The 22,809-nt window shown below is 63.7% G+C and carries 21 protein-coding genes; 11 read left to right on the top strand and 10 right to left on the bottom strand.

The window, feature by feature from the left end:
• Nucleotides 1-189 precede the first annotated feature (189 nt).
• The gene (locus P6U23_RS25820; RefSeq protein ID WP_407175330.1) at nucleotides 190-1,341 is read left to right on the top strand and encodes an aminotransferase class V-fold PLP-dependent enzyme; all 1,152 of its coding nucleotides are present in this window, start codon (nucleotides 190-192) and stop codon (nucleotides 1,339-1,341) included.
• Here the strand turns inward: P6U23_RS25820 and P6U23_RS25815 are convergent.
• The 3 genes from P6U23_RS25815 to P6U23_RS25805 all read right to left on the bottom strand — a co-directional run bounded on the left by P6U23_RS25815 (nucleotide 1,338) and on the right by P6U23_RS25805 (nucleotide 3,780).
• On the bottom strand, nucleotides 1,338-1,892 hold the full coding sequence (locus P6U23_RS25815; RefSeq protein ID WP_407175329.1) for a PAS domain-containing protein: 555 nt from the start codon (nucleotides 1,890-1,892) through the stop codon (nucleotides 1,338-1,340). The two genes, P6U23_RS25820 and P6U23_RS25815, sit on opposite strands and share 4 nt — an antisense overlap.
• Nucleotides 1,893-2,317: 425 nt before the next feature.
• Nucleotides 2,318-3,379 carry a YeiH family protein gene (locus P6U23_RS25810; RefSeq protein ID WP_407181577.1) on the bottom strand — a complete coding sequence of 354 codons (1,062 nt, stop codon included), beginning with the start codon at nucleotides 3,377-3,379 and terminating at the stop codon, nucleotides 2,318-2,320.
• Nucleotides 3,380-3,555: 176 nt separating this feature from the next.
• Complete coding sequence (locus P6U23_RS25805) at nucleotides 3,556-3,780, bottom strand: hypothetical protein (protein ID WP_407175328.1); 225 nt, start codon at nucleotides 3,778-3,780, stop codon at nucleotides 3,556-3,558.
• A gap of 225 nt (nucleotides 3,781-4,005) precedes the next feature.
• On the opposite strand from P6U23_RS25805, the gene P6U23_RS25800 reads away from it, so the two are divergent.
• Both P6U23_RS25800 and P6U23_RS25795 read left to right on the top strand, forming a co-directional pair.
• Nucleotides 4,006-4,794, top strand: coding sequence for a rhomboid family intramembrane serine protease (locus P6U23_RS25800; protein ID WP_407175327.1), 789 nt, complete (start codon nucleotides 4,006-4,008; stop codon nucleotides 4,792-4,794).
• A 206-nt stretch (nucleotides 4,795-5,000) separates the two neighbouring features.
• Nucleotides 5,001-5,429: a CBS domain-containing protein gene (locus P6U23_RS25795; RefSeq protein WP_407175326.1), complete on the top strand. Its 429-nt coding sequence runs from the start codon at nucleotides 5,001-5,003 to the stop codon at nucleotides 5,427-5,429.
• A gap of 129 nt (nucleotides 5,430-5,558) precedes the next feature.
• On the opposite strand, the gene P6U23_RS25790 is transcribed toward P6U23_RS25795, so the two are convergent.
• On the bottom strand, nucleotides 5,559-6,566 hold the full coding sequence (locus P6U23_RS25790) for a patatin-like phospholipase family protein (RefSeq protein WP_407175325.1): 1,008 nt from the start codon (nucleotides 6,564-6,566) through the stop codon (nucleotides 5,559-5,561).
• A gap of 236 nt (nucleotides 6,567-6,802) precedes the next feature.
• On the opposite strand from P6U23_RS25790, the gene P6U23_RS25785 reads away from it, so the two are divergent.
• The gene (locus P6U23_RS25785; RefSeq protein WP_407175324.1) at nucleotides 6,803-7,876 is read left to right on the top strand and encodes a hypothetical protein; all 1,074 of its coding nucleotides are present in this window, start codon (nucleotides 6,803-6,805) and stop codon (nucleotides 7,874-7,876) included.
• Between the two features lie 225 nt (nucleotides 7,877-8,101).
• Nucleotides 8,102-10,573, top strand: a complete 2,472-nt coding sequence (locus P6U23_RS25780; RefSeq protein WP_407175323.1) for a putative bifunctional diguanylate cyclase/phosphodiesterase — start codon at nucleotides 8,102-8,104, stop codon at nucleotides 10,571-10,573.
• Nucleotides 10,574-10,718: 145 nt separating this feature from the next.
• Here P6U23_RS25780 and P6U23_RS25775 read toward each other — a convergent pair whose 3' ends face one another.
• Together P6U23_RS25775 and thrS are read right to left on the bottom strand one after the other, a co-directional pair.
• The gene (locus P6U23_RS25775) at nucleotides 10,719-11,282 is read right to left on the bottom strand and encodes a nitroreductase (protein ID WP_407181576.1); all 564 of its coding nucleotides are present in this window, start codon (nucleotides 11,280-11,282) and stop codon (nucleotides 10,719-10,721) included.
• 90 nt (nucleotides 11,283-11,372) lie between these two features.
• Nucleotides 11,373-13,466 carry a threonine--tRNA ligase gene (gene thrS / locus P6U23_RS25770; protein WP_407175322.1) on the bottom strand — a complete coding sequence of 698 codons (2,094 nt, stop codon included), beginning with the start codon at nucleotides 13,464-13,466 and terminating at the stop codon, nucleotides 11,373-11,375.
• 203 nt (nucleotides 13,467-13,669) lie between these two features.
• On the opposite strand from thrS, the gene P6U23_RS25765 reads away from it, so the two are divergent.
• Together P6U23_RS25765 and P6U23_RS25760 are read left to right on the top strand one after the other, a co-directional pair.
• Nucleotides 13,670-14,800, top strand: coding sequence for an MFS transporter (locus tag P6U23_RS25765; RefSeq protein ID WP_407181575.1), 1,131 nt, complete (start codon nucleotides 13,670-13,672; stop codon nucleotides 14,798-14,800).
• A gap of 149 nt (nucleotides 14,801-14,949) precedes the next feature.
• Nucleotides 14,950-15,297 (top strand): hypothetical protein, encoded by a 348-nt coding sequence (locus P6U23_RS25760; RefSeq protein ID WP_407175321.1) that lies wholly within the window; start codon nucleotides 14,950-14,952, stop codon nucleotides 15,295-15,297.
• Nucleotides 15,298-15,383: 86 nt separating this feature from the next.
• On the opposite strand, the gene P6U23_RS25755 is transcribed toward P6U23_RS25760, so the two are convergent.
• Nucleotides 15,384-16,679: an alpha/beta hydrolase gene (locus P6U23_RS25755; RefSeq protein ID WP_407175320.1), complete on the bottom strand. Its 1,296-nt coding sequence runs from the start codon at nucleotides 16,677-16,679 to the stop codon at nucleotides 15,384-15,386.
• 301 nt (nucleotides 16,680-16,980) lie between these two features.
• Here P6U23_RS25755 and P6U23_RS25750 point away from each other — a divergent pair, with 301 nt between their 5' ends.
• A complete protein-coding gene (locus P6U23_RS25750) occupies nucleotides 16,981-18,336 on the top strand; it encodes an APC family permease (protein ID WP_407175319.1) in 1,356 nt (451 codons plus the stop codon).
• A gap of 14 nt (nucleotides 18,337-18,350) precedes the next feature.
• On the top strand, nucleotides 18,351-19,577 hold the full coding sequence (locus P6U23_RS25745; RefSeq protein ID WP_407175318.1) for a hypothetical protein: 1,227 nt from the start codon (nucleotides 18,351-18,353) through the stop codon (nucleotides 19,575-19,577).
• A 15-nt stretch (nucleotides 19,578-19,592) separates the two neighbouring features.
• Here the strand turns inward: P6U23_RS25745 and P6U23_RS25740 are convergent, their stop codons facing one another.
• Together P6U23_RS25740 and yidD are read right to left on the bottom strand one after the other, a co-directional pair.
• Nucleotides 19,593-19,763 carry a hypothetical protein gene (locus P6U23_RS25740; protein WP_407175317.1) on the bottom strand — a complete coding sequence of 57 codons (171 nt, stop codon included), beginning with the start codon at nucleotides 19,761-19,763 and terminating at the stop codon, nucleotides 19,593-19,595.
• 109 nt (nucleotides 19,764-19,872) lie between these two features.
• The gene (gene yidD / locus P6U23_RS25735; RefSeq protein ID WP_407175316.1) at nucleotides 19,873-20,214 is read right to left on the bottom strand and encodes a membrane protein insertion efficiency factor YidD; all 342 of its coding nucleotides are present in this window, start codon (nucleotides 20,212-20,214) and stop codon (nucleotides 19,873-19,875) included.
• 372 nt (nucleotides 20,215-20,586) lie between these two features.
• Here yidD and P6U23_RS25730 point away from each other — a divergent pair, with 372 nt between their 5' ends.
• The gene (locus P6U23_RS25730; protein WP_407181574.1) at nucleotides 20,587-21,342 is read left to right on the top strand and encodes a hypothetical protein; all 756 of its coding nucleotides are present in this window, start codon (nucleotides 20,587-20,589) and stop codon (nucleotides 21,340-21,342) included.
• Nucleotides 21,343-21,443: 101 nt separating this feature from the next.
• On the opposite strand, the gene P6U23_RS25725 is transcribed toward P6U23_RS25730, so the two are convergent.
• Nucleotides 21,444-21,905, bottom strand: coding sequence for an iron-sulfur cluster assembly scaffold protein (locus tag P6U23_RS25725; RefSeq protein ID WP_407175315.1), 462 nt, complete (start codon nucleotides 21,903-21,905; stop codon nucleotides 21,444-21,446).
• 180 nt (nucleotides 21,906-22,085) lie between these two features.
• Between P6U23_RS25725 and folE the strand changes: the two genes are divergently transcribed.
• On the top strand, nucleotides 22,086-22,781 hold the full coding sequence (gene folE / locus P6U23_RS25720; protein ID WP_407175314.1) for a GTP cyclohydrolase I FolE: 696 nt from the start codon (nucleotides 22,086-22,088) through the stop codon (nucleotides 22,779-22,781).
• The last annotated feature ends 28 nt before the right edge of the window (nucleotides 22,782-22,809 follow it).

The raw sequence follows: 22,809 nt of genomic DNA, 5'->3' as shown, positions 1-22,809 counted from the left end.
CCCGGAACCCAACATAGTGGGGATTTTGACGTTTCCGCGACGAACGCTCGCCGCGTGCAATTGATGCGGACGCCGCCCGAGAAAGTTATGGTGATCAAATGAGAAAGGCCGGGAGCGCCAGCCGGCGGCGAACGCCAGGCGCGTGTGTTTCAGTCTAAATGCAATCTGTAAGAGATTAAAGGGATTCGTATGCTTGCATCGCAACGTGAGCTGTTCGAAATGCCGCGCCACATCTGCTACTTGAATGCGGCGTCTTACAGCCCGTTACCGTTGCGGACCCAAGAAGCCGGCCGCGCCGCTGTCGGGCGCAAGGCGACACCATGGACACTCGATGCAAGCTTCGCGGCCGAGCAGTATGAGCGCGCGCGCAGGGCCGCGGCACGCCTGATCAATGCCGATGCGGCCGACATCGCGCTCATTCCCTCCGTCAGCTATGGCGTTGCGACCGCCGCAAAGATCGTGACGATCGCGCGCGGCTCGCGCGTGATCGTTCTGGAGAACGATCATTCCTCGCCAGTGCTCGAATGGCGCGCGCGTGCGGAAGCGCAAGGCTTCAGCGTCGAGACGGTGAACCGGCCCGACGACGGCGATTGGACATCTGCCATCCTTGCGATCGTCGAACGGCCGGGCGGGCCGCCGGTCGGACTCGCCTCGATCTCCTCGGTACACTGGTCGGACGGCGGAGTGATCGATGTCCAAGCGATACGCGCTGCGCTCAAGCGGCAAGGCGCGATGCTCCTGGTCGATGCGACGCAGAGCGCCGGCGTGCTGGCGATGGACGTGCAGCGCCTGGATCCGGATTTCGTGATCTTTCCGACATACAAGTGGCTGCTCGGCCCCTATGGCCGCGCCTTCATCTACATCGCCAAGCGGCATCAGGGCGGCGTTCCGCTCGAGCAGACATCCTACGGCCGCCGCGATGTGCGCGCCGAGAACGCGGTCTATTTCGCCGATCTGCGCTACGTGCCGGACGCGCGCCGCTTCGACATGGGAGAGCGCGACCATTTCATCTCGATGGAGATGGCCTCGATCGGCATGGAGATGATGGCCGAGTGGGGGCAGGGCAGGGTGGTGCAGCGGCTGTCGATGTTGACCGATCGCATCGCCCATGACATCCGCGGTTTGGGCCTATCCGTGCCGGACCGCAGCTTGCGGGCGCCGCATATTCTAAGCCTCGGCTTCAAGGGCGGCGTGCCGGCGGGGCTGATCGAGAGGCTGGCAAGCGAGGGCATCCACGTCGCGGCCCGCCTTGGTCGCATGCGCATCGCACCGCATGTCTATAACGACGACGTCGATGCCGATCGCTTCGTCGCGGCGCTGACGCGGCGGTTGAAGGGCTAACGCAGTCCCTCGTACACCATGAAGCCGCGGGCGATCGCGAGCTTGCGGATCGCGCGCGGAATGATCTTTTCCGGTTGATGCAGATAGCGGTGCGAGACCAGTTCGAGCGCGCCGAGCATGCCGGGGTTGCTTTCGAACGCAGCAAGCAGGCCGGTCATGCTGATCGGGGTGTGCGCGCGCGCGTTGAAGGGTAACAGCAACAGTTCGAGATGCGTCCGCGTGCCGTCAGCGGCGGTCGCGGTGAGGCCCGCGATGCTCGGCAGCATTTCCTCGGCGACGACGGTTGCGATGTCCTCGATCTCGCGGCGGCTTTCGCGGGTAAACAGCGCGGCGAAGCTCTCGTCCTTGAGGTCGCGGCCGAACAGCGCGCACACCCGGGTGCCGGCGACGCGAAACGGATAGCCGGCGTCGAGATCACAGGAGAGGACGAAGATGTCGCCGAGCAGGCCGCGCACGGCGTTCGGCTCGATGTCGCTGCGATCGGGGGCGCGCGCGCTTCCGCGTTTGCCGTCCCAATAAGCGAAGAACTCGCGGCTGGACGGATGCTTCATGACGCATACTCCCCGGCGCTGCGATCGGGACAGTTCTGTCCCGTTCTCGCGCACTTACTTTCCCTTAACCATTAGTGCAGGACGGGTCGTGCAGCGTCCATGCCGCCGGCGGCTTTCGCGCCGTTTTCCCGAGGGCTTTACGTCGTTAAGGTTAAATTAACGATGTGCTTGGCGCACGCTGGGTTGCTGGTAAGGTGATGACGCTTTCGCCTTCGGCCGCTTTCTCCAGGTTGCCGGCCACGGGCAGTGCGGAAGCGCAGTTACACGGGCGACGTCAAACGGATTGGGTCAGCGCGCGGAGGGGTGGGGATGTTGCCCCGGACCCGCGTGAAAATAGCCAACCGCGCGAGGGAGGATGTTCTCAGCATCCTCCCTCTTCGTTTTCGAAGAAAGCGTTTTCAGGAAACTGTCTTGCGGCGAATTCTTCACTTGAAGAGCTGAATGAGCAGGATGCTCATCGCAAGCAGCAGCATCAGGGACAGTGTCACCGCCGCTGTTACCTTGCCGCCGACATTGGAGAGAACGCGGACATCGACGCCGAGCCCCAGCGCCGCCATCGAGACGACCGTGAGCAGCGCCGCCGTCCGCGTCACCGGCTCCACGACCAGGTCCGGCACGATCTGCAGCGAGCGCAACGCGGCGAGCACGAGAAAGCCGATGATGAACCACGGCACCAGCTTGAAAGGGCCTGCCGGCTTTCCGCCGGCCTTGGCCGCTCCAACGCCGCGCCTGCGCGAGGCGATCAGCGAAAGCCCGACCACGACAGGTCCCAGCATCAGCACGCGCACCAGCTTCACCAGCGTCCCAATCTGGGTGCTGACCACGCCCGCGGGCACGGTGGCGGCAAGCACCTGGGGCACCGCGTAGACGGTGAGCCCTGCGAGAATCCCGTATTGGGTCGCCGAGAGCTCGAGCAGCGGAATGAGGAGCGGCAGTCCCAAGACCATCAGCACCCCGAGCACGGCGGTAAAGGAGATGGAGGAGGCGATGTCGTCCCCGTCGGCACCGATCACGGGCGCCACGGCGGCGATCGCCGAATTGCCGCAAATCGAATTGCCGCAGGCGATCAGGATCGAGAGCTTCGTCGGCAAGCCCAGCGCACGGGCAACACCGAAGCTCACGCCGAGCGCGACGATCACGGTGCCGATGATGGCGGCCAGCAGCAGCGAGCCCGAGGCGGCGATCGCGGCAAAGCTGATGGAAGCCCCGAGCAGCGTAACGGCGATTTCGAGGAGCTGCTTGGCGCTGAAGGCAATGCCGATCTGCCAGCGCTCAGGTGGGCGCCAGAACGAGCGCACCGCCATGCCGAGCAGGATCGCGATCACCAGCGCCTCAACATAAGGGTGGCCGAAGAGCCGCTCCTCCAGCCGCTGGATCGCCAAGGACGTCACCGTAATCAACAGACAAAGCGCGACGCCGGGCAGCGCGGCGCCGAGGCGTCGCAACGCGGAGCCCGGGCGGCCTTGCTCGGAATCTTTGTTCGCAATTGTCTTGTCGAGCGGCACAAACCCTCGCTTCAGAACAAACTGTGCGCTGAGTGGGGGTTGGAAGGTAATATATTTTCAGATTGCCGCGGTAGGGAGAAATTGCATCTCAGAGCGTTTATCAGCCACGCAAATGAGCATGGGCAGCGACCGGCTCGCTTACGTCCGGGCCAGTCCGATCACAGCGACGCGAGCAGGCTTTGCGCGAACGCGACGGCGCGATCGAAGCCGTTGAACACGCCCGGTTCGAAGTAGATCGCACGCGCCGCCACGATGACGATCACCAGCGTCCAGAACAGGCCGGCGCCGGTTCGCGTCAACCAGCGCGACCCGCGCGCCGTCGCCCGCGTCTCGGCTATTGCCACCGGCTCGCCAAAGGGGTCGAATTGGGGGTCCTGCATCATCGTTTCGCGCGCGACTTTCCGCCCACAATGTCGTGAATTGGCCGTTTGAAAGCAATGGCAGCGAAATCTGTTTTGCGGCTTGCGTGCGCGTGTAATTTTCTCCGCGGGGGCGCGTCAGTGGGATTTTTGATTTTTGGCCTCCTCGGTGCCCTTGCGCAGCGGGGACAAAGCCGCCTATCTGGCCATCATCGCCTGGTGGCGCTCATTTTGAGGTCTAAAATCCCCTTGGAAGCCCCTCTCGACCCCCCGCAGGACGCCTCGTCGGAACTGCAGGAACATCGCCCGCGCGAGCCGATCCTGACGCTGCCGCCGGCGCTGACCGCCTACATTCTCCTGCTCGCTCTGATCCATTTGCGCGTGCTGCTGCCGGTCGAATGGGAAGACTGGACCGTCGATGTCTTCGGCTTCATTCCGAAGCGCTACGATTCAACGCTGATCGACTTGACCTTCCCCGGCGGGGCCGGTGCCAAGGTCTGGACCTTCGTCACCTATTCTCTGCTGCATGCCAATCTCACCCATATTGGCTTCAACGTGCTGTGGCTTTTGCCGTTCGGCAGCGCGCTCGCGCGCCGCTTCGGCGCGTTGCGTTTTTTCCTGTTCATGGCGGTGACCGCCGCCGCGGGGGCGCTCGCGCATCTCATCACCCATGAGCACGCCGTGGCGCCGATGATCGGCGCCTCCGCCTCAGTCTCGGGCGCCATGGCCGCCGCCATCCGCTTTGCTTTCGTGCGAGGCAGCTTTCTGTCGTTGAACCGCGGCGATGCGGAGGCTGCCGCGAAGGTACCGGCGCTGTCGCTGTCGCGGTCCTTGCGCAATGGTCGCGTGCTCGCCTTTCTCCTGGTGTGGTTTGGGGTCAACCTCATCTTCGGTATCGGCTCGCTGGCGATCGGCGCCGATGGCACCAGCGTCGCCTGGCAGGCGCATATCGGCGGTTTCTTCGCCGGGCTGGTGTTGTTCTCGTTGTTCGATCCTGTGCCGCGCACCAATCCCGATGCTGCAGGTGCGGCGTACTAGCTTGCAGCATCAGGCGATTTCCTTCATCATCGATGGTTCAACTCACGCGGCCTGAGGGCCGCGCGCGCCCCGCAGAAAGCGGCGGCCGGTGAGACGTGCGCCCGCAAAGTAAGCGCCTGCAACGAAATTGGCGCCCGACTGTTGTTTGAAACTCACAAAAAGACCGCGCCGGCTTTTTGGGGCGCGATCGCTTCAGGGAGACGACAATGACGGTACGTGCAATCCTCGACACCAAAGGCCACCAAATCGTTAGTGTCCCGCTGGAGGCCAAGCTCTCCGAGGCGATCAAGCTCCTCGGAGAGCGCAAGATCGGTGCCGTCTTGGTCATGAGCCAGGGCCGTATCGATGGCATTCTGTCCGAGCGCGACATCGTGCGCGTGCTGGGCGAGCGGGGAGCCGCCGTGCTGGAGGAGCCGGTGAGCGCGGTCATGACGCGCAAGGTCGTGAGTTGCCGGCCGAACGATACGGTCGCGGCCATCATGGAAATGATGACGCTCGGCAAGTTCCGCCATTTGCCGGTGCTTGAGGGCGAGCGGATCGTGGGTCTGATCTCGATCGGCGACGTCGTCAAATGGCGCGTCCAGGAGTACGAGACCGAGCAGGAAGCGCTGCGGACATACATCAAGACGGCTTGACGCGCTCTCTCCACGCATTCGCGGCGGCAGCCCCTCGTCCCAGCCTTTCCAGCGCGAACTTTGCTCGTCGCGGCCCGCAGGCGGGGAGAAGGAGCACGGCTGCGCGTGCGGCCGGTAACTTGGCTTACGTTATTCCGCTTTAGGCGCCAGCGCCGGGATCGCTTCCTGGATCGAATCCAGCGCGCGCTCGGCGGCTCGCGCGCCGAAGTCGATCAGGTCCGCGGCGCGATGGAAATCGAACCAGCCGATCTGGCCGACGCGCGGCGTGATCAGCAGATCCGGCGGATCGCCGGCAAGGCGCGCGCGGGTGATGCGGTCCTGCATGATGTTGAAGGCGTCGACCATGATGGAGGAGATGCCGGGCCGGCCGGCGCTGCCGAAAAATTCGCGCTTGACCGTGCGCTCCGGCGAGAAGAAGCGGCCGATGCCGCGCTTGGGCGGCACGGTGGAATCGATCACGGTCTCAGGCACCTCGGCCGGTGCGCCATGCGAATAGATCGTGGTCGAGTGCGTGAACACGTCGCTAGAGAGGTTGGCGGCAATGACGATCTCGGCGCCGAGCGCGCGCGCCGCCGACACCGGGACCGGATTGACCAGCGCACCGTCGACCAGCCAGCGGTCGCCGATCAGGACCGGCGCGAAGATGCCCGGCAGGGCGTAAGATGCGCGCATGCCGTCGACGACTCGGCCATGGGTCAGCCAGATCTCATGACCGGTGCGCACTTCGGTGGCGACACTGGCGAATTTCACCGGCAGGTCTTCGATCAGCATATTGCCCATCGAAGCTTCGAGCTTTGCCGCAAGCTTCTCGCCCCCGATCAGGCCTGAGCCGTTGAGGCGGATATCGAGATAGCCGAGAATGTTTCGCACCTGCAGGCCGCGCGCCCATTCCTCCAGCGTGTCGAGGTGACCGGCCGCGTAGGCGCCACCGACCACCGCGCCGATCGACGTGCCGACCACGATATTCGGGACGATGCCATGGGCGAGCAGGGTTCGCAGAACGCCGATATGGGCAAACCCCCGCGCCGCGCCTCCGCCGAGCGCAAGCCCGATGACCGGGCGTCGAATAGTGCCGAGCCCCACCTTTTCGATGCCGTTCCCTTCGTCTCGTCCGCGCCTGATCAGACCGTCCAACACCGAAAGCTCTCCTGGAGGCCATCCCGCCAAGCCAGGAGAGGCCTCTCACAGGCTAAGCGCGACAATTGCCTCTTGCCAGAATCTGTCAGAAGCATGGTTTATGCCGTCTGCGAGGTCGGTAGGCGGCATTTGTGACTGAAGCGAGACAACATTTCTGGTTCCCGTGGGTTCCGTTATCCCGCCCTTGGTTCAGCTTCCGGCTTGAATTTGCCGTGTTTCCGGTAAAAGGCTGCTTCATGATACGGGGGAGCGACGGTTTCATCGATTTCCGGCGCAGCAATCGACTGCTGCCGTGCTTCCTGCTGGCCATTGCCCTGACTGCGCTGGCATTTGCGCCCGCAAAAGCCCAGTGGTTCAGCGACCGCCCACCACCGGTCCCGCCCGGAGCGGTACCGGACCCAGGTCCCGCCGTCAGCCTTGCACCTTCCAGCGGGCCTGCGACGGGCCCGGGCCTGCCGCCGGTGCTGACGCAACCCTCACTGACGCAGCCCGCACTTAATCAGCCCTCCAGCACGTCGGTTCCGCCGACCGCGGCTCCAAGCGTGGCGCCCGGGCAGGGCGTGCTGTCGCTCTCGGCGCGCTATGGCAAGGATCTGCCGGTCATCAATGCCGGGCTGGTCTGGCGGGTGTTTGCGGATCGGCCCGACGAAACCGGCGCATTCAAGATGATCCGCGAAGATCGCGCGGCCACGCCGAGCATCGTGCTGCCGCAGGGCAACTATGTCGTGCATGTCGCGCTGGGGCTGGTGAGTGCGATCAGGACGGTCTCGCTGAAAGCCGAAACCGATCGCGAGGCGTTCGTGCTTCCGGCCGGCGGCCTGCGGCTGGAGGGCCGTGTTGGCAGCAGCAAGATTCCGCAGAACCAGATTTCCTTTGCGATCTACAAAGGCAGCCAGTTCGAAGTCGGCGAGCGCGCGCCGTTGGTGCCCAACGTGGCCGCCGGCGACGTCGTGCTGCTTCCCGAGGGCACTTATTACATCGTCTCCAACTACGGCGACGCCAACGCCGTGGTGCGCTCCGACATCCGCGTGCAGGCCGGCAAGCTGACGGACGTCACCGTCAGTCATCGCGCCGCGGTCATCACGCTGAAACTCGTCACCGACAAGGGCGGCGAGGCGCTCGCCAATACCGCCTGGTCGGTGATCACGCCGGGCGGCGACGTCATCAAGGAATCGATCGGCGCCTTCCCAAAAGTGGTGCTGTCTGAGGGCGAATACCGCGCCATCGCCAAGAACGAAGGCAAGGTCTATGAGCGGCCCTTCAACGTCGTCAATGGCGTCGACGGCGAGGTCGAGGTGATCGCGCGTTAGCGTAGAAGTGAGTAGGGATTCGCGCTAAGGCTGAGCGAAATTGCGGAGCATGTGCAACCAGTTGGCCTGCTGCTGTCATAGTCCCTAATGCGCACTAACCATCGGATGACTTAAAACTGTCATAATTGCCTATCGTGCGCTCGCGTCGTTCATTTTTTACATCCCATTAAGCCGGTCCGCATTGGATGCCGCGCGGGGCAGAAGGCCGGGTGCGCGGGGAATCTCATGGGCGTTGCCAAAAAGCAGTCCGCAAAACTAACGACAGACATGTTCGAGGACGTGCCGGTGCTGCGGCGCAAGTGGCAGGCGGCGCTCAAGCCCGGCGAAACCCTTCCCCGTTACGAGGACGTGATGCTGGGCAGCCTCGGACGGCTCGCCGACCACATGGTGCTGCTGAACGGCGATCATGACGCGTTCGCGGTATCGCGCACCGGCCGCTATGCCCAGAAATGGCTCGGCGACGAGCGCTGGGACATTCCGATGCACGTGCTGCCGCCGGATTGCGCGACTGTCCTCACTGAAGCGGCGTCCAATGCGGTGAAGACCAGCCGCCCCTATCAGGCCGTCGCTCATTGCGTGCGCGACGGCATGGTGCGGACTTATGACGTCTTGGCGCTGCCGACCTTCTCGCGCTGGGGCGGCACGCTGGTCGGCACCTATGTCAACGAGCGCGGGGCGCAATACAATCTCCTGGACGCGATCTTTTCCACCACCGAAGACGGCGTGATCTCGGCTTCGACCATTCGCGACGCGAGCGGCGCTCCATCCGACTTCCAGATCGTGCACCACAATGAGGGGGCGGCGAAACTGCTCAAGGTGCCCGCACAGGGCCTGCAGTGGCGGCGCTTGAGCGAAGGCGGGCATCTGCTCTGTTCGGAGTTGGTGGTCGCGCGACTGCGTGAGGCGGTCGCGAACGGGGTGCGCGATCAGTTCGAGATCGACAGCGACGAGCGCAGTCTGCGACTGGGGGTGACCGCTTTCGGCGATATCCTGTCGCTGACGATTTCCGATGTCACGCCCTTGAAGCGGCGCGAAGCCTCGTTCCGGCTGCTGTTCGACAGCAATCCGATGCCGATGTGGGTGTTCGATCCGGAGACGACGGGATTTCTGAAGGTCAATGACGCGGCCGTGCAGCATTATGGCTACAGCCGCGAAAAATTCCTGAGCATGAAGATCCGGGAGATGTGGCCGCAGGAGGAGTGGGTGAGCCACAGCCAGGCATTGCGGCATCTCGGCGAGCACTATCAGTCCGGACGGCATTGGCGGCATCTGCGGGCCGACGGCAGCGAGATTTGCGTGCTCACCTTCGGGCGCCGCCTCTCATTCGAGGGGCGCAACGCCTATCTCGTCGCCGTCGTCGACATTACCGAGCGCCTCAAGGCCGAGGCCCGCATCGCCTATATGGCCCACCATGACGGCCTGACCAATCTGGCCAACCGCGAGCTTTACCAGGAACGCCTACAGCAGGCGCTGGAGGGCAGCAACGCGGACGGCAAGCGCGTCGCGGTGCTTTGCGTCGATCTCGACCTGTTCAAGAACGTCAACGATTCCTACGGCCATCCCATGGGGGATCGCCTGCTGAGGCAGGTCGCCGACCGCTTGCGGGCGCATGTCCACGGCAACAATCTTGCCGCGCGGCTCGGCGGCGACGAATTCGCGGTGATCCTCACCTCCATCGCTTCGCCGAACGAGACCAGCGATTTTGCCGGGCGCCTGATCAATGTGCTCAGCCAGCCTTACGAGATCGACGGCAACGAAGTGGTGATCGGCGCCTCCATCGGCATCGCGCTCTCGCCCGGAGACGGCACGAGCGGCGAGGAACTGTTGCGCAACGCCGACATGGCGCTTTATCGGGCGAAGGAAGACGGCCGCGGCGTGCATCGCTTCTTCGAGCCGGAGATGGACCGCCAGGCGCAGAAGCGCCGGGACATGGAGCTCGATCTGCGGCACGCTTTTGCCAATGGCGAGTTCGAGCTGCATTACCAGCCGCTGGTCGACATCGCGAGCGGCCGCATCTCCGGCTTCGAGTCGCTCTTGCGCTGGCGCCATCCGGAGAAAGGCATGATCTCGCCGGCGGAATTCGTTCCGATCGCGGAAGACATCGGATTGATCACGTCGATCGGCGAGTGGGTGCTGCGCGAAGCCTGCAACGAGGCGGTGAAATGGCCGGACCAGGTGAAGGTCGCGGTCAATCTGTCGCCGGTGCAATTCCGCAGCCGCAACCTGGTCCAGGTGGTGATTTCGGCGCTGGCAAATTCCGGCCTGTCGCCGAAGCGGCTCGAGCTCGAGATCACCGAGTCGGTGTTCCTGGCCGAGACCGAGGCCAATCTCGCCATTCTGCATCAGCTCCGCGAGCTCGGTGTCAGCATTTCGATGGACGATTTCGGTACCGGCTATTCGTCCTTGAGCTATTTGCGCAGCTTTCCGTTCGACAAGATCAAGATCGATCGTTCCTTTGTGAAGGACCTGGCGAAACGTTCCGACTGCCTCGCCATCGTGCGCGCGATCTCAGGGCTGGGCCGCAGCCTCAACATCACCACCACGGCGGAAGGCGTGGAGACGGTCGATCAGCTCGACTGGCTGCGCGCGGAGGGCTGCAACGAGGTGCAGGGCTTCCTTTTCAGCGCCGCCAAGCCGGCCGCCGAAGTCGAGCAGTTGTTGTTCCGGTTCGGCGCGCGTGCGGTGAAGGCGGCGTGAAGAGTCTCCCGTCGTCCCCGGCCAAGCGAAGCGCAGAGCCGGGGCCCATAACCACAGGACCTCGTTCTCGCGAAGGTTGTCCGCCAAGGGGCCTACCGAGAGATTCCGCGGTATGGGTCCCGGCCTTCGCGGGGACGACAGCGGACTAAAACCGCGTCACGATCTCCGACAGCGCCGGGCGCGGGCGCTCCTCGTTCGGCTTGCTTGGCTTGCCGATATGAATGAAGCCAGCGATCTTTTCGTCCGGCTTCAATCCGAGACCGTCGAGCACGTCGCGGTCGAAGGCGAACCACCCCGTCAGCCAGCAGGCGCCGTAGCCGAGCGCAGTGGCCGCGGTCACGATGTTCATCGCGCTGGCGCCGGCGGACAATTCCTGCTCGAACGGAGGCACCTTCGGATGCGGCTTGGTAAAGCTGACCACCGCGATCACCAGCGGCGCATCCATCAGGCGCTTTTTCTCGATCTCGATCTCGGCCGCGCTCGCCTGTGGCTTCTTCGTCGCGAACACCTTTGCGATCACTTCACCCGCGCGCTCGCGCGCGTCGCCCTCGAATATGATGAAGCGCCAGGGCGCGAGCTTGCCGTGATCCGGTACCCGCGCGCCGATGGTCAGGATGGTCTCGATCTCGGCGGGCGAGGGGCCGGGGCCGGTCATCTCGCGCGGCTTGACCGAACGGCGGGCTTTCAGGAGTTCAATGGCGTCGGGCACGATGTTTCTTTCTTCGGACATGACAATCGCCGCACAGATAGGCGTGCGCTCCCGCGAGCGGAAGCGCAGTTTAGAGCGATTATGATCGCTTCATTCGGCCGCCGCGCGCAGTCGCGCCCGCCGTACATCCGGCGGGATCGCTTCCTCCACCAGCGCGGCGATCGCCTCGTCCGTCGGCATCACCCTTTGCCCGTCGCTGCCCAGCCGGCGCACCGAGACCGAATGCGTCTCGGCCTCTTTCTTGCCGACCACCAGGAGGGCCGGGATTTTCGCCAGCGAATGCTCGCGGACCTTGTAGTTGATCTTCTCGTTGCGCAGATCGATGTCGACCCGCAGGCCCGCGCGGCGGGCCGGCTGCACCACCTGCTTGGCGTATTCGTCGCCTTCGGAGGTAATGGTGGTGACCACCGCCTGGATCGGCGCCAGCCAAAGCGGGAAATTGCCGGCGTAATGCTCGATCAGGATGCCGATGAAGCGCTCCATCGAGCCGCAGATCGCGCGATGCACCATGACCGGCGCCTTCTTCGATCCATCATGGTCGATGTAGAACGCGCCGAACCGCTCCGGCAGGTTGAAGTCGACCTGCGTGGTTCCGCACTGCCAGTCGCGGCCGATGGCATCGCGCAGCACATATTCGAATTTCGGCCCGTAGAAGGCGCCTTCGCCCGGATTGATCTCAGTCTTGATGTTGTTGCGCTGGGCCGCGATCTCCGACAGCACTGTCGCCATCACGCGCTCGGCGTGATCCCACATCGCGTCCGTGCCGACCCGCTTCTCCGGCCGGGTCGAGAGCTTCACGGTCAGCTCGCCCTCGAAGCCGAAATCGGCATAGGTCGAGAGGATCAGATCGTTGATCTTCAGACACTCGTCGGCGAGCTGGTCCTCGGTGCAGAAGATATGCGCATCGTCCTGGGTGAAGCCGCGCACGCGCATCAAGCCGTGCATGGCGCCGGACGGCTCGTAGCGATGAACCACGCCAAATTCCGCAAGCCGCAACGGCAGGTCGCGGTAGCTCTTCAGGCCGTGCTTGAAGATCTGGACATGGCCCGGGCAATTCATCGGCTTGAGCGCGAACCAGCGCTTGTCCTCGGCCTCGTCGCCGGCCGATTGCGCCGCGAACATGTTTTCGCGGTACCAGTCCCAATGGCCGGAGGTCTCCCACAGCGACTTGTCCAGGATCTGCGGGGCATTGACCTCGTTGTAGTCGCCGGCAAGGCGCCGGCGCATATAGGCGATCAACTGCTGGAAGATGGTCCAGCCCTTCGGGTGCCAGAACACGACGCCCGGACCTTCCTCCTGGAAGTGGAACAGGTCGAGCTCGCGGCCGAGCTTGCGATGGTCGCGTTTCTCGGCTTCCTCGATCTGCTTCAGGTAGGCGTCGAGCTCGTCCTGCTTGGCGAAAGCGGTGCCGTAGATTCGGGTCAGCATCGGGTTGTTGGAATCACCCCGCCAATAGGCGCCCGCGACCTTCATCAGCTTGAAGGCGTTGCCGATCTTCCCCGTCGAGGTCATGTGCGGACCGCGGCACAGATCGAACCAGTCGCCCTGGAAATAGATCTTGATCGGCTCTTCACCCGGGATGGCGTCAACCAGCTCGACCTTGAAGGCCTCGCCCTTGTCGCGGAACACCTGCTTTGCCTTTTCGCGATCCCAAACCTCTTTGGTAAAGGGCTTGTCGCGGGCGATGATCTCGCGCATCTTCTTCTCGATCGCGGCGAAATCCTCCGGCGTAAACGGCTCGTTGCGGAAGAAGTCGTAATAGAAGCCGTTCTCGATCACCGGGCCGATCGTCACCTGGGTGCCCGGCCACAGCGATTGCACGGCTTCCGCGAGCACATGCGCGCAGTCATGCCGGATCAATTCCAGCGCGCGCGGCTCCTCACGGGACACGAATTCGATTCTGGCGTCCTGCGTGATCGGATCGTTGAGATCGGCGAGATCGCCATTGAGCGCCATCGCGACCGTGCGCTTGGCAAGAGAGGGCGAGATACCCTTGGCGATGTCCAGGCCGGTGGTGTCTTTCGGAAATTTGCGCTTGGCGCCGTCGGGGAAGGTGAGGGTGATCTCCTCAGGCGGCTGCACGGGCTTGAGATTGGAGAGGCTGTATTGGAACCCGGATTCGGATTTGTGCTCGGATAGTTTTTGCTCGGACGGCTTTTGTTCGGAGGGTTTTTGTTCGGACATGGGTGCTCCTTGAGCTCACTCCTGCGAACGAGCGCAGGTAAGCGGGAAAGTGCCGATATAGCAGGGGATTCGGGTGTTGCAATCGGGCTTCGCCCGCCTCGTCCTCCAAGAATGCATTCGTCGCATGAGAAGGTTTCATGCAAATGCATTAAACTATCTGCTATGACGAATGCGTGACTCGCCGCTTCGCCCCCACCTCCTTGATGCTCGGAAACATCCTCACCGGCTGCTCGGTCCTGGCGCCGGCGGGGATGCTTACCGAATTGGCCGATGGCCTCGACATCAGCATCCGCACCGCAGGCCTGCTCATTACCTTCGGCGCGGCGGTGCTGTGCATCGGCTCGCCGCTGACGGCCTGGCTGACCAGCCGGATCGAGCGGCGAACGCTGCTGGCAGCGACGCTCGCCGTCATGGCCTGCGCCAATCTCGCCTCCGCGCTTGCGCCCGGTTATGCCAGCCTGCTCGTCATCCGGATGGTGATGCTGGCGATCGGCGCGCTTTATACGCCGCAGGCGGCGGGCACCACCGCGCTGATCGTGCCGACTGAGAAGCGCGGCAGTGCCATCGCCTATGTCTTTCTCGGCTGGTCGCTTGCCGCGGCCGCAGGCCTGCCGCTCATCACCTTCATTGCCAGCCACTATGGCTGGCGATCCGCCTATGGTGCGGCCGGTGCGTTCGGCATTCTCTGTTTTCTGTTGGTCGCATGGCGCCTGCCGGAAGGCCTCAAGGGCGTGCCGGTGGACTTAAAGACCTGGGGCGCGCTCGCGCGCAACCGGACCGTCGTTCTTCTGCTCCTGATCACGACCGTGCAGATGTCGGGCCAGTTTGTGGTGTTCACCTTCATGGGTCCGCTGCTGTCGAAGCTGACCCATGTCGGGTCCGACGCGGTGGGCCTGGTGTTTGCGCTCTATGGGATTGCCGGCTTCGTCGGGGTCGTTATCGCGACCCGGATCGTGGATCGTTGGGGCCCGTACAACACCTCCGTGCTGGCGACGGGGTGTATGTTGACGGGGATAGCGGGATGGGCGGTCTGTGCCGGCAATTATGCCTGGATGGCGGTCTCGGTTGCGATTTGGGGGCTTGGGTTTGCCTCGAGCAATTCCATGCAGCAGGTGAGGCTGGTGGCCGCCGCGCCGCCACTCGCCTCGGCCTCGGTGTCGCTCAACACCTCGGTGCTGTATATCGGGCAGGCGGTGGGCTCGGCCATCGGCGGGGTGCTTTATGGGCGCGATCTGCTCCACGGCATCGGCTTCGTCGCCATGAGCTTTCTGACCGTGGCGGTGATCCTGGTGATCCTGAGCCGGCCGAGGCGGGCCGTTTGCCCGGCAACCTAGCCCGGGCCCGTACCGGGCTTTTGTGGCCCAAATCCCGCCTTTCGAACTTGGCAAAGGGAACCGGACAGGATTAAAGCGCAAGCCGCAACCGGGTGCGCCGGTCCGTCGGCCGGCGCCCGCTCTTTCAATACCAATGAGAGTTATGTGACATGAGAGTAGCTTTGGTGTTCGCCGCGGTTCTTTGTTCGGTCCCCGCTTTTGCCCAATCAGCTCCGCCCCCGATGGTCGGCGACAAGCCGCTGGTGCAGGTCAAGCCGCGCAACGCAGCGTCGGCAAAGCCTCAATCGATGGCCGTCCGCCTGCAGTCCTGTCTCGATATCGACGACGGCACCAAGGAGCGGCTGAACTGCTACGATGCGGTGATCAAGCCCGAGCCGAAGGAGAAGGCGCCGACGGCCAAGCGCGTCACCGACTGCAAGTTCACCAAGGAGGAAGACGAGCGCCTGGCCTGCTTCAACGGCTTTGTCGAAAGCATGCCCAAGCTGCCGAAGTCCTGATCGCCGCGCCGCGCCGGCTCTCTACGGCAACACGCAGCCATTGCATCGCGTTGCCGTCCGGGCGACGTGCGCGCCGCGGCGCGTCGCTAGCGGCTCGCGGAGCTGGGGATGCCTGATGCGACTTTCATCGCCGGTGCCGCGGCCATCTTCACCAGCACCTGCTCGATCGGATATTTGGTCCAGGCTTGGGTGACGTAGTTGCGATGGGTGATGCCTTCGCCGGTCTCGACAAACAGCACGCTGCCCGGGTGCAGCGGCGCATCCATGTCTTCGGAAACCTTGACGCCCTTGTCGCGCAGCATCTGCATCAGCTCGTGATCGTGCCGCGCCGTATAGTGGGTGTAAGAGCTCACGAAGAAGCCGGAGCGGTGGTTCTCGACCCATGAGGCGAACTTGTCGAGCTGGCCATAGACGGCGTCGAGCAGGACGACGCCGCGCACCTGATCGCTGAGGCCGCCGACGTCGAGACTCCAGGCGGTCGGCAGGAAGCCGCCGCTGTAGCCGACGATGACGATCGGCAGCTTGGCGAATTCCTTGGCCGAACCGGGATCGCCGTAGAGTCGGGCGAGATGGTCGGCGGATTCCATGATGAAGCGGCGGAAGCCCCCGGGCTGCCAGAATTTGCCGGCGCTGGAATCGGCGGCATCGACAGCCATCTGCGGCGCCAGCAACACGGCGTTGACCCCGGAATCGGAGATCTGCCGTGGCACCAACTGCCGGTCGCGGACGTCGCGCTCGAGCGTCGCCCCGTTGCCGTGGAAGAACACCACGATCACGCCGGGTTTGTGCAGGTCGAAATTCTCGGGGATGTGCACCAGCACGCGGCTGTCGTTGTAGGTCTCGTCTTCCCAATAGACCCGGCCGGACAGGCTGCGATGGCCGCGGCGTTCGCCTTTGGCCACGTTGAGGAACGGCGCGTCGGAGGCTGGATTGTTGCCGAAATAGGGGAAGGCGGAGGATTTCATGCTGACCAGCGTGGTCAGGTCGTCATGCGCGCCGGGACGCCTGTAGGGCACATGAGGCTCCAGCGAGGCGACGCGGTAGGAGGCGGTCTCGGCCTGCGCGTCCGCGGGCTTGGGCGCGAAATCCGACATTTGCCGCTGCACCAGGCTTTCGCCCGGTGAGGGGAAGCGGTCCCTGAACTGCGGCGCGGGAAAGCGTTCGTCGAATGTCGCGCTTGCCGCGACCTGCATGGGGGCAGGATGCGCATTGGCCGCGAGCGCGCCGGCATTGGGCGCCTGGCTGCATTGCGCGAGCAATAGCGATAGCGGCAGACAAAGCAGGACCACGGCGAGTGGCGCGCGGACATGGGCTGGCGCGCCCGGTTGTTTCTCCGGGCGCGCGCGACCATTTCCATGGAAATTGGGATTGGCTCCGACCATCCACCCCACCAAGTCTACCGGGTCGAGCGGCTAGCGCGCGTCGGGCTCGGCGACGTCGGTGCTTCCCAGACATATTCCCCACATCCGGAAAACCCCAAGAAGACCATCAATAAACAACACCATCAAATCGTGTCCTGATTGTGGGGCGGCCGGCGGGCGTCGGCAATGCCGTGGTGACACGGGGTGGTCGTTCGGTAGAAAAGTACCGGCTCGCCCCGTCAAATTTAATCCTTCTTAACCGTTCTTGAATGGAGCGGCGTCAGCCTGCAGCATGACGCGATCACCAAGAGTGGCAAGCGACATGACGGCATCAGAGACGGGAAGCGCGGCGTGGCCGGGCCGGCTTCTCGCGAACGGGCCCTCGGTTTCAGTCATCGTGGCGACCGCCATCGTCGTGGCCGACATGATCGGTGTCGGCGTCTTCACGAGTCTCGGCTTTCAGGTCAAGGATATCCCGTCCGGTTTCTCGATCCTGCTGTTGTGGACGGTGGGCGGGCTCGTCGCGCTGTGCGGGGTATTTTCGTACGGCGAGTTAGGCGCGATGTTTCCGCGCTCGAGCGGCGAATATAACTTTTTGAGCCGCGCCTATCATCCGGCCTTCGGCTTTCTTGCAGGCTGGGTGTCGGCCACCGTCGGCTTCGCCGCGCCGGTGGCGCTGGCGGCGATGGCGTTTGGCGAGTACGGCAAGTCCGTGTTTCCGGAAGGCTCGCCGCTGGCGCTGGCGATCGGCGTGGTCTGGCTGGTCTCGATCGTGCAGCTCACCGGGGTGAAGCACTCCTCGAGCTTCCAATTGATCTCGACCATACTGAAAGTGGTGCTGATCGTCGCGTTCCTGGCGGCCGGATTCGCGATCGGCACGGCCCAGCCGATCTCCTTTGCGCCTCAGGCCGGCGACTTCGCCCATATCGTCAGCGCGCCCTTCGCCATCGGCCTCGTCTTCGTGATGTATTCGTTCTCGGGCTGGAACGCGGCGACCTACATCACCGGCGAGATGCATGACGCCAGGCAGAACCTGCCGCGCGCGCTGCTTGCGGGAACGCTGATCGTGATGGTGCTCTATGTCGCGCTCAATGCGGTGTTCCTGCACACCGCGCCGATCGACAGGCTGGCCGGCCAGCTCGATGTCGCCAGCATCTCCGGCAGCTACATTTTCGGCGATATCGGCGGACGCGTCGTCGCCGTGATGATCTGCGTCGGGCTCGTCTCATCGATCTCCGCGATGATGTGGATCGGCCCGCGCGTGATGATGACGATGGGGGAGGACATCCCGGCGTTGACGATCTTCGCGCGCCGCTCGCAGCGCGGGGCGCCGGGCTACGCGATCCTGTTCCAGCTCGCGGTCGCAAATTTGTTGCTATTCACGCGCAGCTTCGAGGCGGTGCTCGACTTCATCCAGTTTGCACTGCTGTTCTGCTCGTTCTTCACGGTGCTCGGCGTTATCAAGCTGCGGATCATGCAGCCTGATCTGCCGCGGCCCTATCGCGCCTGGGGATACCCCGTGACGCCACTGGTTTTCCTGCTCGTGACCGGTTTCATGATGTACTATCTGCTGACGGAGCGGCCGCTGCAGTCATTCCTGGGCATGCTGATGATGACGTCGGGCCTTTTGATTTACGCCATTTTCCACAAGCGGGCCGAATCCGGCTCCGCAGCTTGAGGCCGCGACGGACGATGCGTCATTTGCTGAGAATTGCGGCCGCTGCCGCCGGCCTGCTCCTCGCAATCGCAATGCCGGCGGGCGCCGCCGAGGTGACTGCGGACGATACCGCACGCTTTCTTGCCGGCATGCAGCCGTCCGCCGACTCGCCGCTGCTGCCGCTGACCAGCGACCCGGGCTGGCAACGCCACGCCAAATTCTTCAATGGCGCCTTTGCCCAGCTCGAGCAGCGCCAGCTCTCGAAGATCCGGAACTGGGCCGACGCCAATCTGGCCGCGCCGCGCCCGACCATGTTCTACATGTTCTCGGGGCCTGACTTCCTTTACGCCAATGCGTTCTATGCGAAGGCGAACACCTACGTGTTCGCTGCGCTCGAGCCGCCGGGCGCGGTGCCCGATCTCACCAGACTCCCGCGCGGCAGCGTCGATGCTGCGCTTGGCAATGTTGAGCACTCGCTGGCCTCGATCCTGAGCTTCTCGTTCTTCATCACCAAGCAGATGAAAGTGGATCTGGATGCGAACGAGATCAGCGGCACGCTGCCGATCCTCTATGTTTTCCTGGCGCGCTCCGGCAAGACCATCCATAGCGTCACGCCGGTCGCGCTCGACGATAAGGGCACGTTGCTGTCGGGCAGCGACGAGGGCAGAGGGGTCACCCACGGCGTCAAGATTACCTTTGCGGGCAGCGACGGCCTGGAGAAGACGCTGTTTTATTTCTCGACCGATCTTTCGAACTCAGGCGTGCGGCGCAGCGGCTTTCTGAAATTCTGCGATACGCTGGCCCCCGGCAACAGTCTCCTCAAGAGCGCGTCCTATCTGTTGCATGCGGGTAACTTCAGCACCGTCCGCAACTGGCTGCTCGCCAACAGCGCCACCATCATCCAGGACGATTCCGGCATCCCGCTCGCCTCTTACAGCACGAAGGCATGGCGGTTCTTCCCGTTCGGCCGCTACGCCGGGCCGATCGACAAGTTCCCCTCACGCTACCAACCGCAATATGCGGAGCTGTTCACCCGCGCCCAGCCGATCGATTTCGGCATCGGCTACCGCTGGCGTGCTTATGAATCCAACCTGCTGCTGTCGGTGAGGGTGGCATCGAACGAGCCGGAGCAAGCGGAGACGGCCTCATCCGCTGAACCCGCTCCAGCTCCGGCGCCGAAACCGGTGCGCGCCCGCAAGCCGCGCCCGCCGGCGCCGCTCGGACAATCGACCACCGGCTACTTCTTCTGGCCATGGCGCTAATTCGCGCTGGCGCTCTCACCAGCGCACGTTCTGGCTCGGCACGATAAAGCTTGTCGTGTGCGGTCGCGGGGCCGAGTAGTCGGCATAGTAGAAATAGGCCCCGATGCTGATGAGGATGAGCGCCACGACCGCAAGGAGATCGATCTGCCGGGGATCGTGACCATGGTCGCTGAGTTTCCAGCGCATTGTTGTTTTCCTCCCGAAGGAGTGTTTTCAAAACAATGCGAGCAAGGAGGCGACGTTCCCACCACCTGAATGGATGCAGGTTCGAAGGCGTCGCAACAAACTGAATACATCAGGGTGCGTTGACGCCGTGCCATCGTCCGTAGCGCCAGGGTAGATACCAGCGCGCGCCGGGCGGCGGCGTGGTCGGCACGAGGTCAAGTCCTGACGTACCCCAGGGATGGCAGCGCAACAGCCGCGCCAGCGTCATCCAGCCTCCCGCCCACAACCCAAATCGCTCGATCGCTTCGTCACCATAGACCGAACAGGTCGGCAGGTGACGGCAGTGATAGCCGACGAGCGGCGACAGTGTGTGGCGATAGATCCAGATCAGCGCGCGGCCGAGATTGCGCGGCAAGCGCTTGAGCGCGACCGCAAGATGGAACCCGTGGTTGGAAGAGGATGCGCTGTTCATAGGCCGGCTGCCGCACTGATGAGCGCGCATTTGCGCGGTTCCTCAGCAGGGAACTCAAGTTCCTGAAATCGTGCCATATTTTGAGCAATTATCAGATGCTTTTAGGCGCAGTGCAGCAAGCCACTCTGGACGACGCGTAGTCCCCCGGATACCATTTTTGCGACATTCGTGTGAGACTTGATGAACGGCACGATACTTGCTGTGAGTCGATTGGGGCTTGGGGAAGGAACTAAGTTGAAACTCGCAAGATCCTCCACATTTCGCACCTCGACAATTATTGCCGCGGCGTCGCTAGCGATTGCCGCGCTGACGCTGTTCCACCCGCTTGCGACCGCCCGCGCGGGCGCGCCGCTGGAAGAGCGCAAGGCCCCGATGAAATTCACCTGGGTCGAATGCCGGCCCAATTGCCGCGGTTGGGTCAGTGCGGTCGGCATCGTCACCTCCGATACGCCAAAGGATTTTGAGGACTTTGCGCGCGGACGGCAACTCGGCGGCGCCACATTGGTGCTGGATTCGAGCGGTGGCTCGGTCAACGACTCGATCACGCTCGGACGCCGCTTCCGCGGCCTCGGCATGTTGACGACCGTCGGTATCAGCGTGGTCAACCACACCCAGCAAGGCGATCGCACGAGCATTGCGCCGGAAGCCTTCTGCGAATCCATGTGCGTCTATCTCCTGCTGTCGGGCACGGCGCGCTATGTTCCGCCGACTGCGCATGTGCGCGTGCATCAGATCTGGATGGGCGACCGCGCGGACGATGCGAAAGCCGCAAGCTACACGGCGCAGGACCTCACGATCGTGGAACGCGATATCGGGCGGCTCGCCAAATATACGTTCGACATGGGCGGCGCTGGCGACCTCCTGGCTCTCTCGCTCAACGTGCCGCCGTGGGAAGACCTGCATGAACTGACGCCCGCGGAACTGCGGCTGACCAATGTCGTGACGACCGACCGGGTTGCCGACGTGCTGCCGCGCAACGACCCGTCGGGAGCGGTGGCAGCCATCAAGTCGAAATCGCTGCAGGACCGCTTCGTCAATGTCGAGGCGGAGACGGATACGACTGCCAGGTCGACCAAGACGGCGGAAGCGACCGCGGCGGTCGCCCCGGCACCGCCCGGGAAAGAATAAGGGCCACTCATTTGTCATTCGGGGCGGCGCGACAGCACCGAGCCCGGAAATCTTGAGATAGCGGGTTCGCTCTTGGCGAGAGCGCCCCGGAATGACGGCAATCAGCCTTCGGCCGCCGCAGCCGGCTGCTTCTTCGCTTCGATCTGGCCGATCGCATCCACCACCGCGTCGAAGGTCAGCATGGTCGAGGCGTGCCGCGCCTTGAAGTCGCGCACGGGTTCCAGGAGCGCGATGTCGGCCCATTTGTCTTGCGGCGGAGGCGGCGCGCCGTTCTCTTTCAGCATTTTGCGCACGGTTTCCCGCAATTGGCGAAGCTCGTCAGCCGTCGCGCCGATGACATGGCGCGCCATGATGGAGGAGGAGGCCTGACCGAGCGCGCAGGCCTTCACGTCATGGGCAAAATCGGTCACGACGTCGCCATCCATTTTCAGGTCGACCTTGACGGTCGATCCGCACAGCTTGGAATGGGCGGTCGCGCTGGCGTCGGGATCGGCAAGGCGGCCGAGCCGCGGGATATTTCCTGCCAGTTCGATGATCTTTTTGTTGTAGATGTCGTTCAGCATGGCATGCGAGTCTTGCGGCTGGCGCGGGAAGGCGGCCTTGGCGGCCGGGTTTCATCGTCTTATATATGGGGCAAGCGGGGGAAATACAGTCTCGCCCCGATCCTCAGGCGTCCGGCGGAGATCCCGCCCCGTCTGCCGGTGACACTCCGGTCCGTGAACGGACCGTCGAACGGAGTTGACATGGACGCATTAATTAAGCCGATCCGCCCCAACAAGCCTTCCGACGCCAAGTTGCCCGAAGCCCGTCCCGCAGAACTCGATCCTTCCGAGTTCCTCAGAGCTGCCGTCCTTCCCGACCAGCCGCGCCCTTCGCGCGCGGAGGCCGAGGCGGCCGTGCAGACGCTGTTGACCTACATCGGCGAAGATCCGAGCCGCGAGGGCCTTCTGGACACGCCGCGCCGGGTGGTCGAGGCGTTTGACGAGCTTTACCAGGGCTACCATCAATGCCCGGCGGAGGTGCTCGATCGCACCTTCGGCGAGACTGCGGGCTATGACGATTTCGTGCTGGTGCGCGACATCGAATTCACCTCGCAATGCGAGCACCACATGATGCCGTTCTACGGCAAGGCGCATATCGCCTATACGCCGGTCGAACGGGTGGTCGGGCTCTCGAAGCTGGCGCGGCTGACCGATATTTTCGCTCGCCGCCTGCAGACCCAGGAGCATCTCACCGCCCAGATCGCCGCCGCGATCGACGAGGTCCTCAAGCCTCGCGGCGTTGCGGTCATGATCGAAGCGGAGCATACCTGCATGTCGGTGCGCGGCGTCGCCAAACATGGCGCGATGACGTTCACCAGCCGCTTCACTGGGATGTTCCGCGACAATCCGGCGGAGCAGCAGCGTTTCCTGTCCATGGTGCGAGGGCCGAACCGCTAGGCGGCCAGCCCTCGCTTGAACGAGCGAG

Source organism: Bradyrhizobium sp. STM 3562 (assembly GCF_045571435.1).
In the GTDB taxonomy this organism is placed as follows: domain Bacteria; phylum Pseudomonadota; class Alphaproteobacteria; order Rhizobiales; family Xanthobacteraceae; genus Bradyrhizobium.
This window is presented reverse-complemented; position numbering and strand designations above follow the sequence as displayed.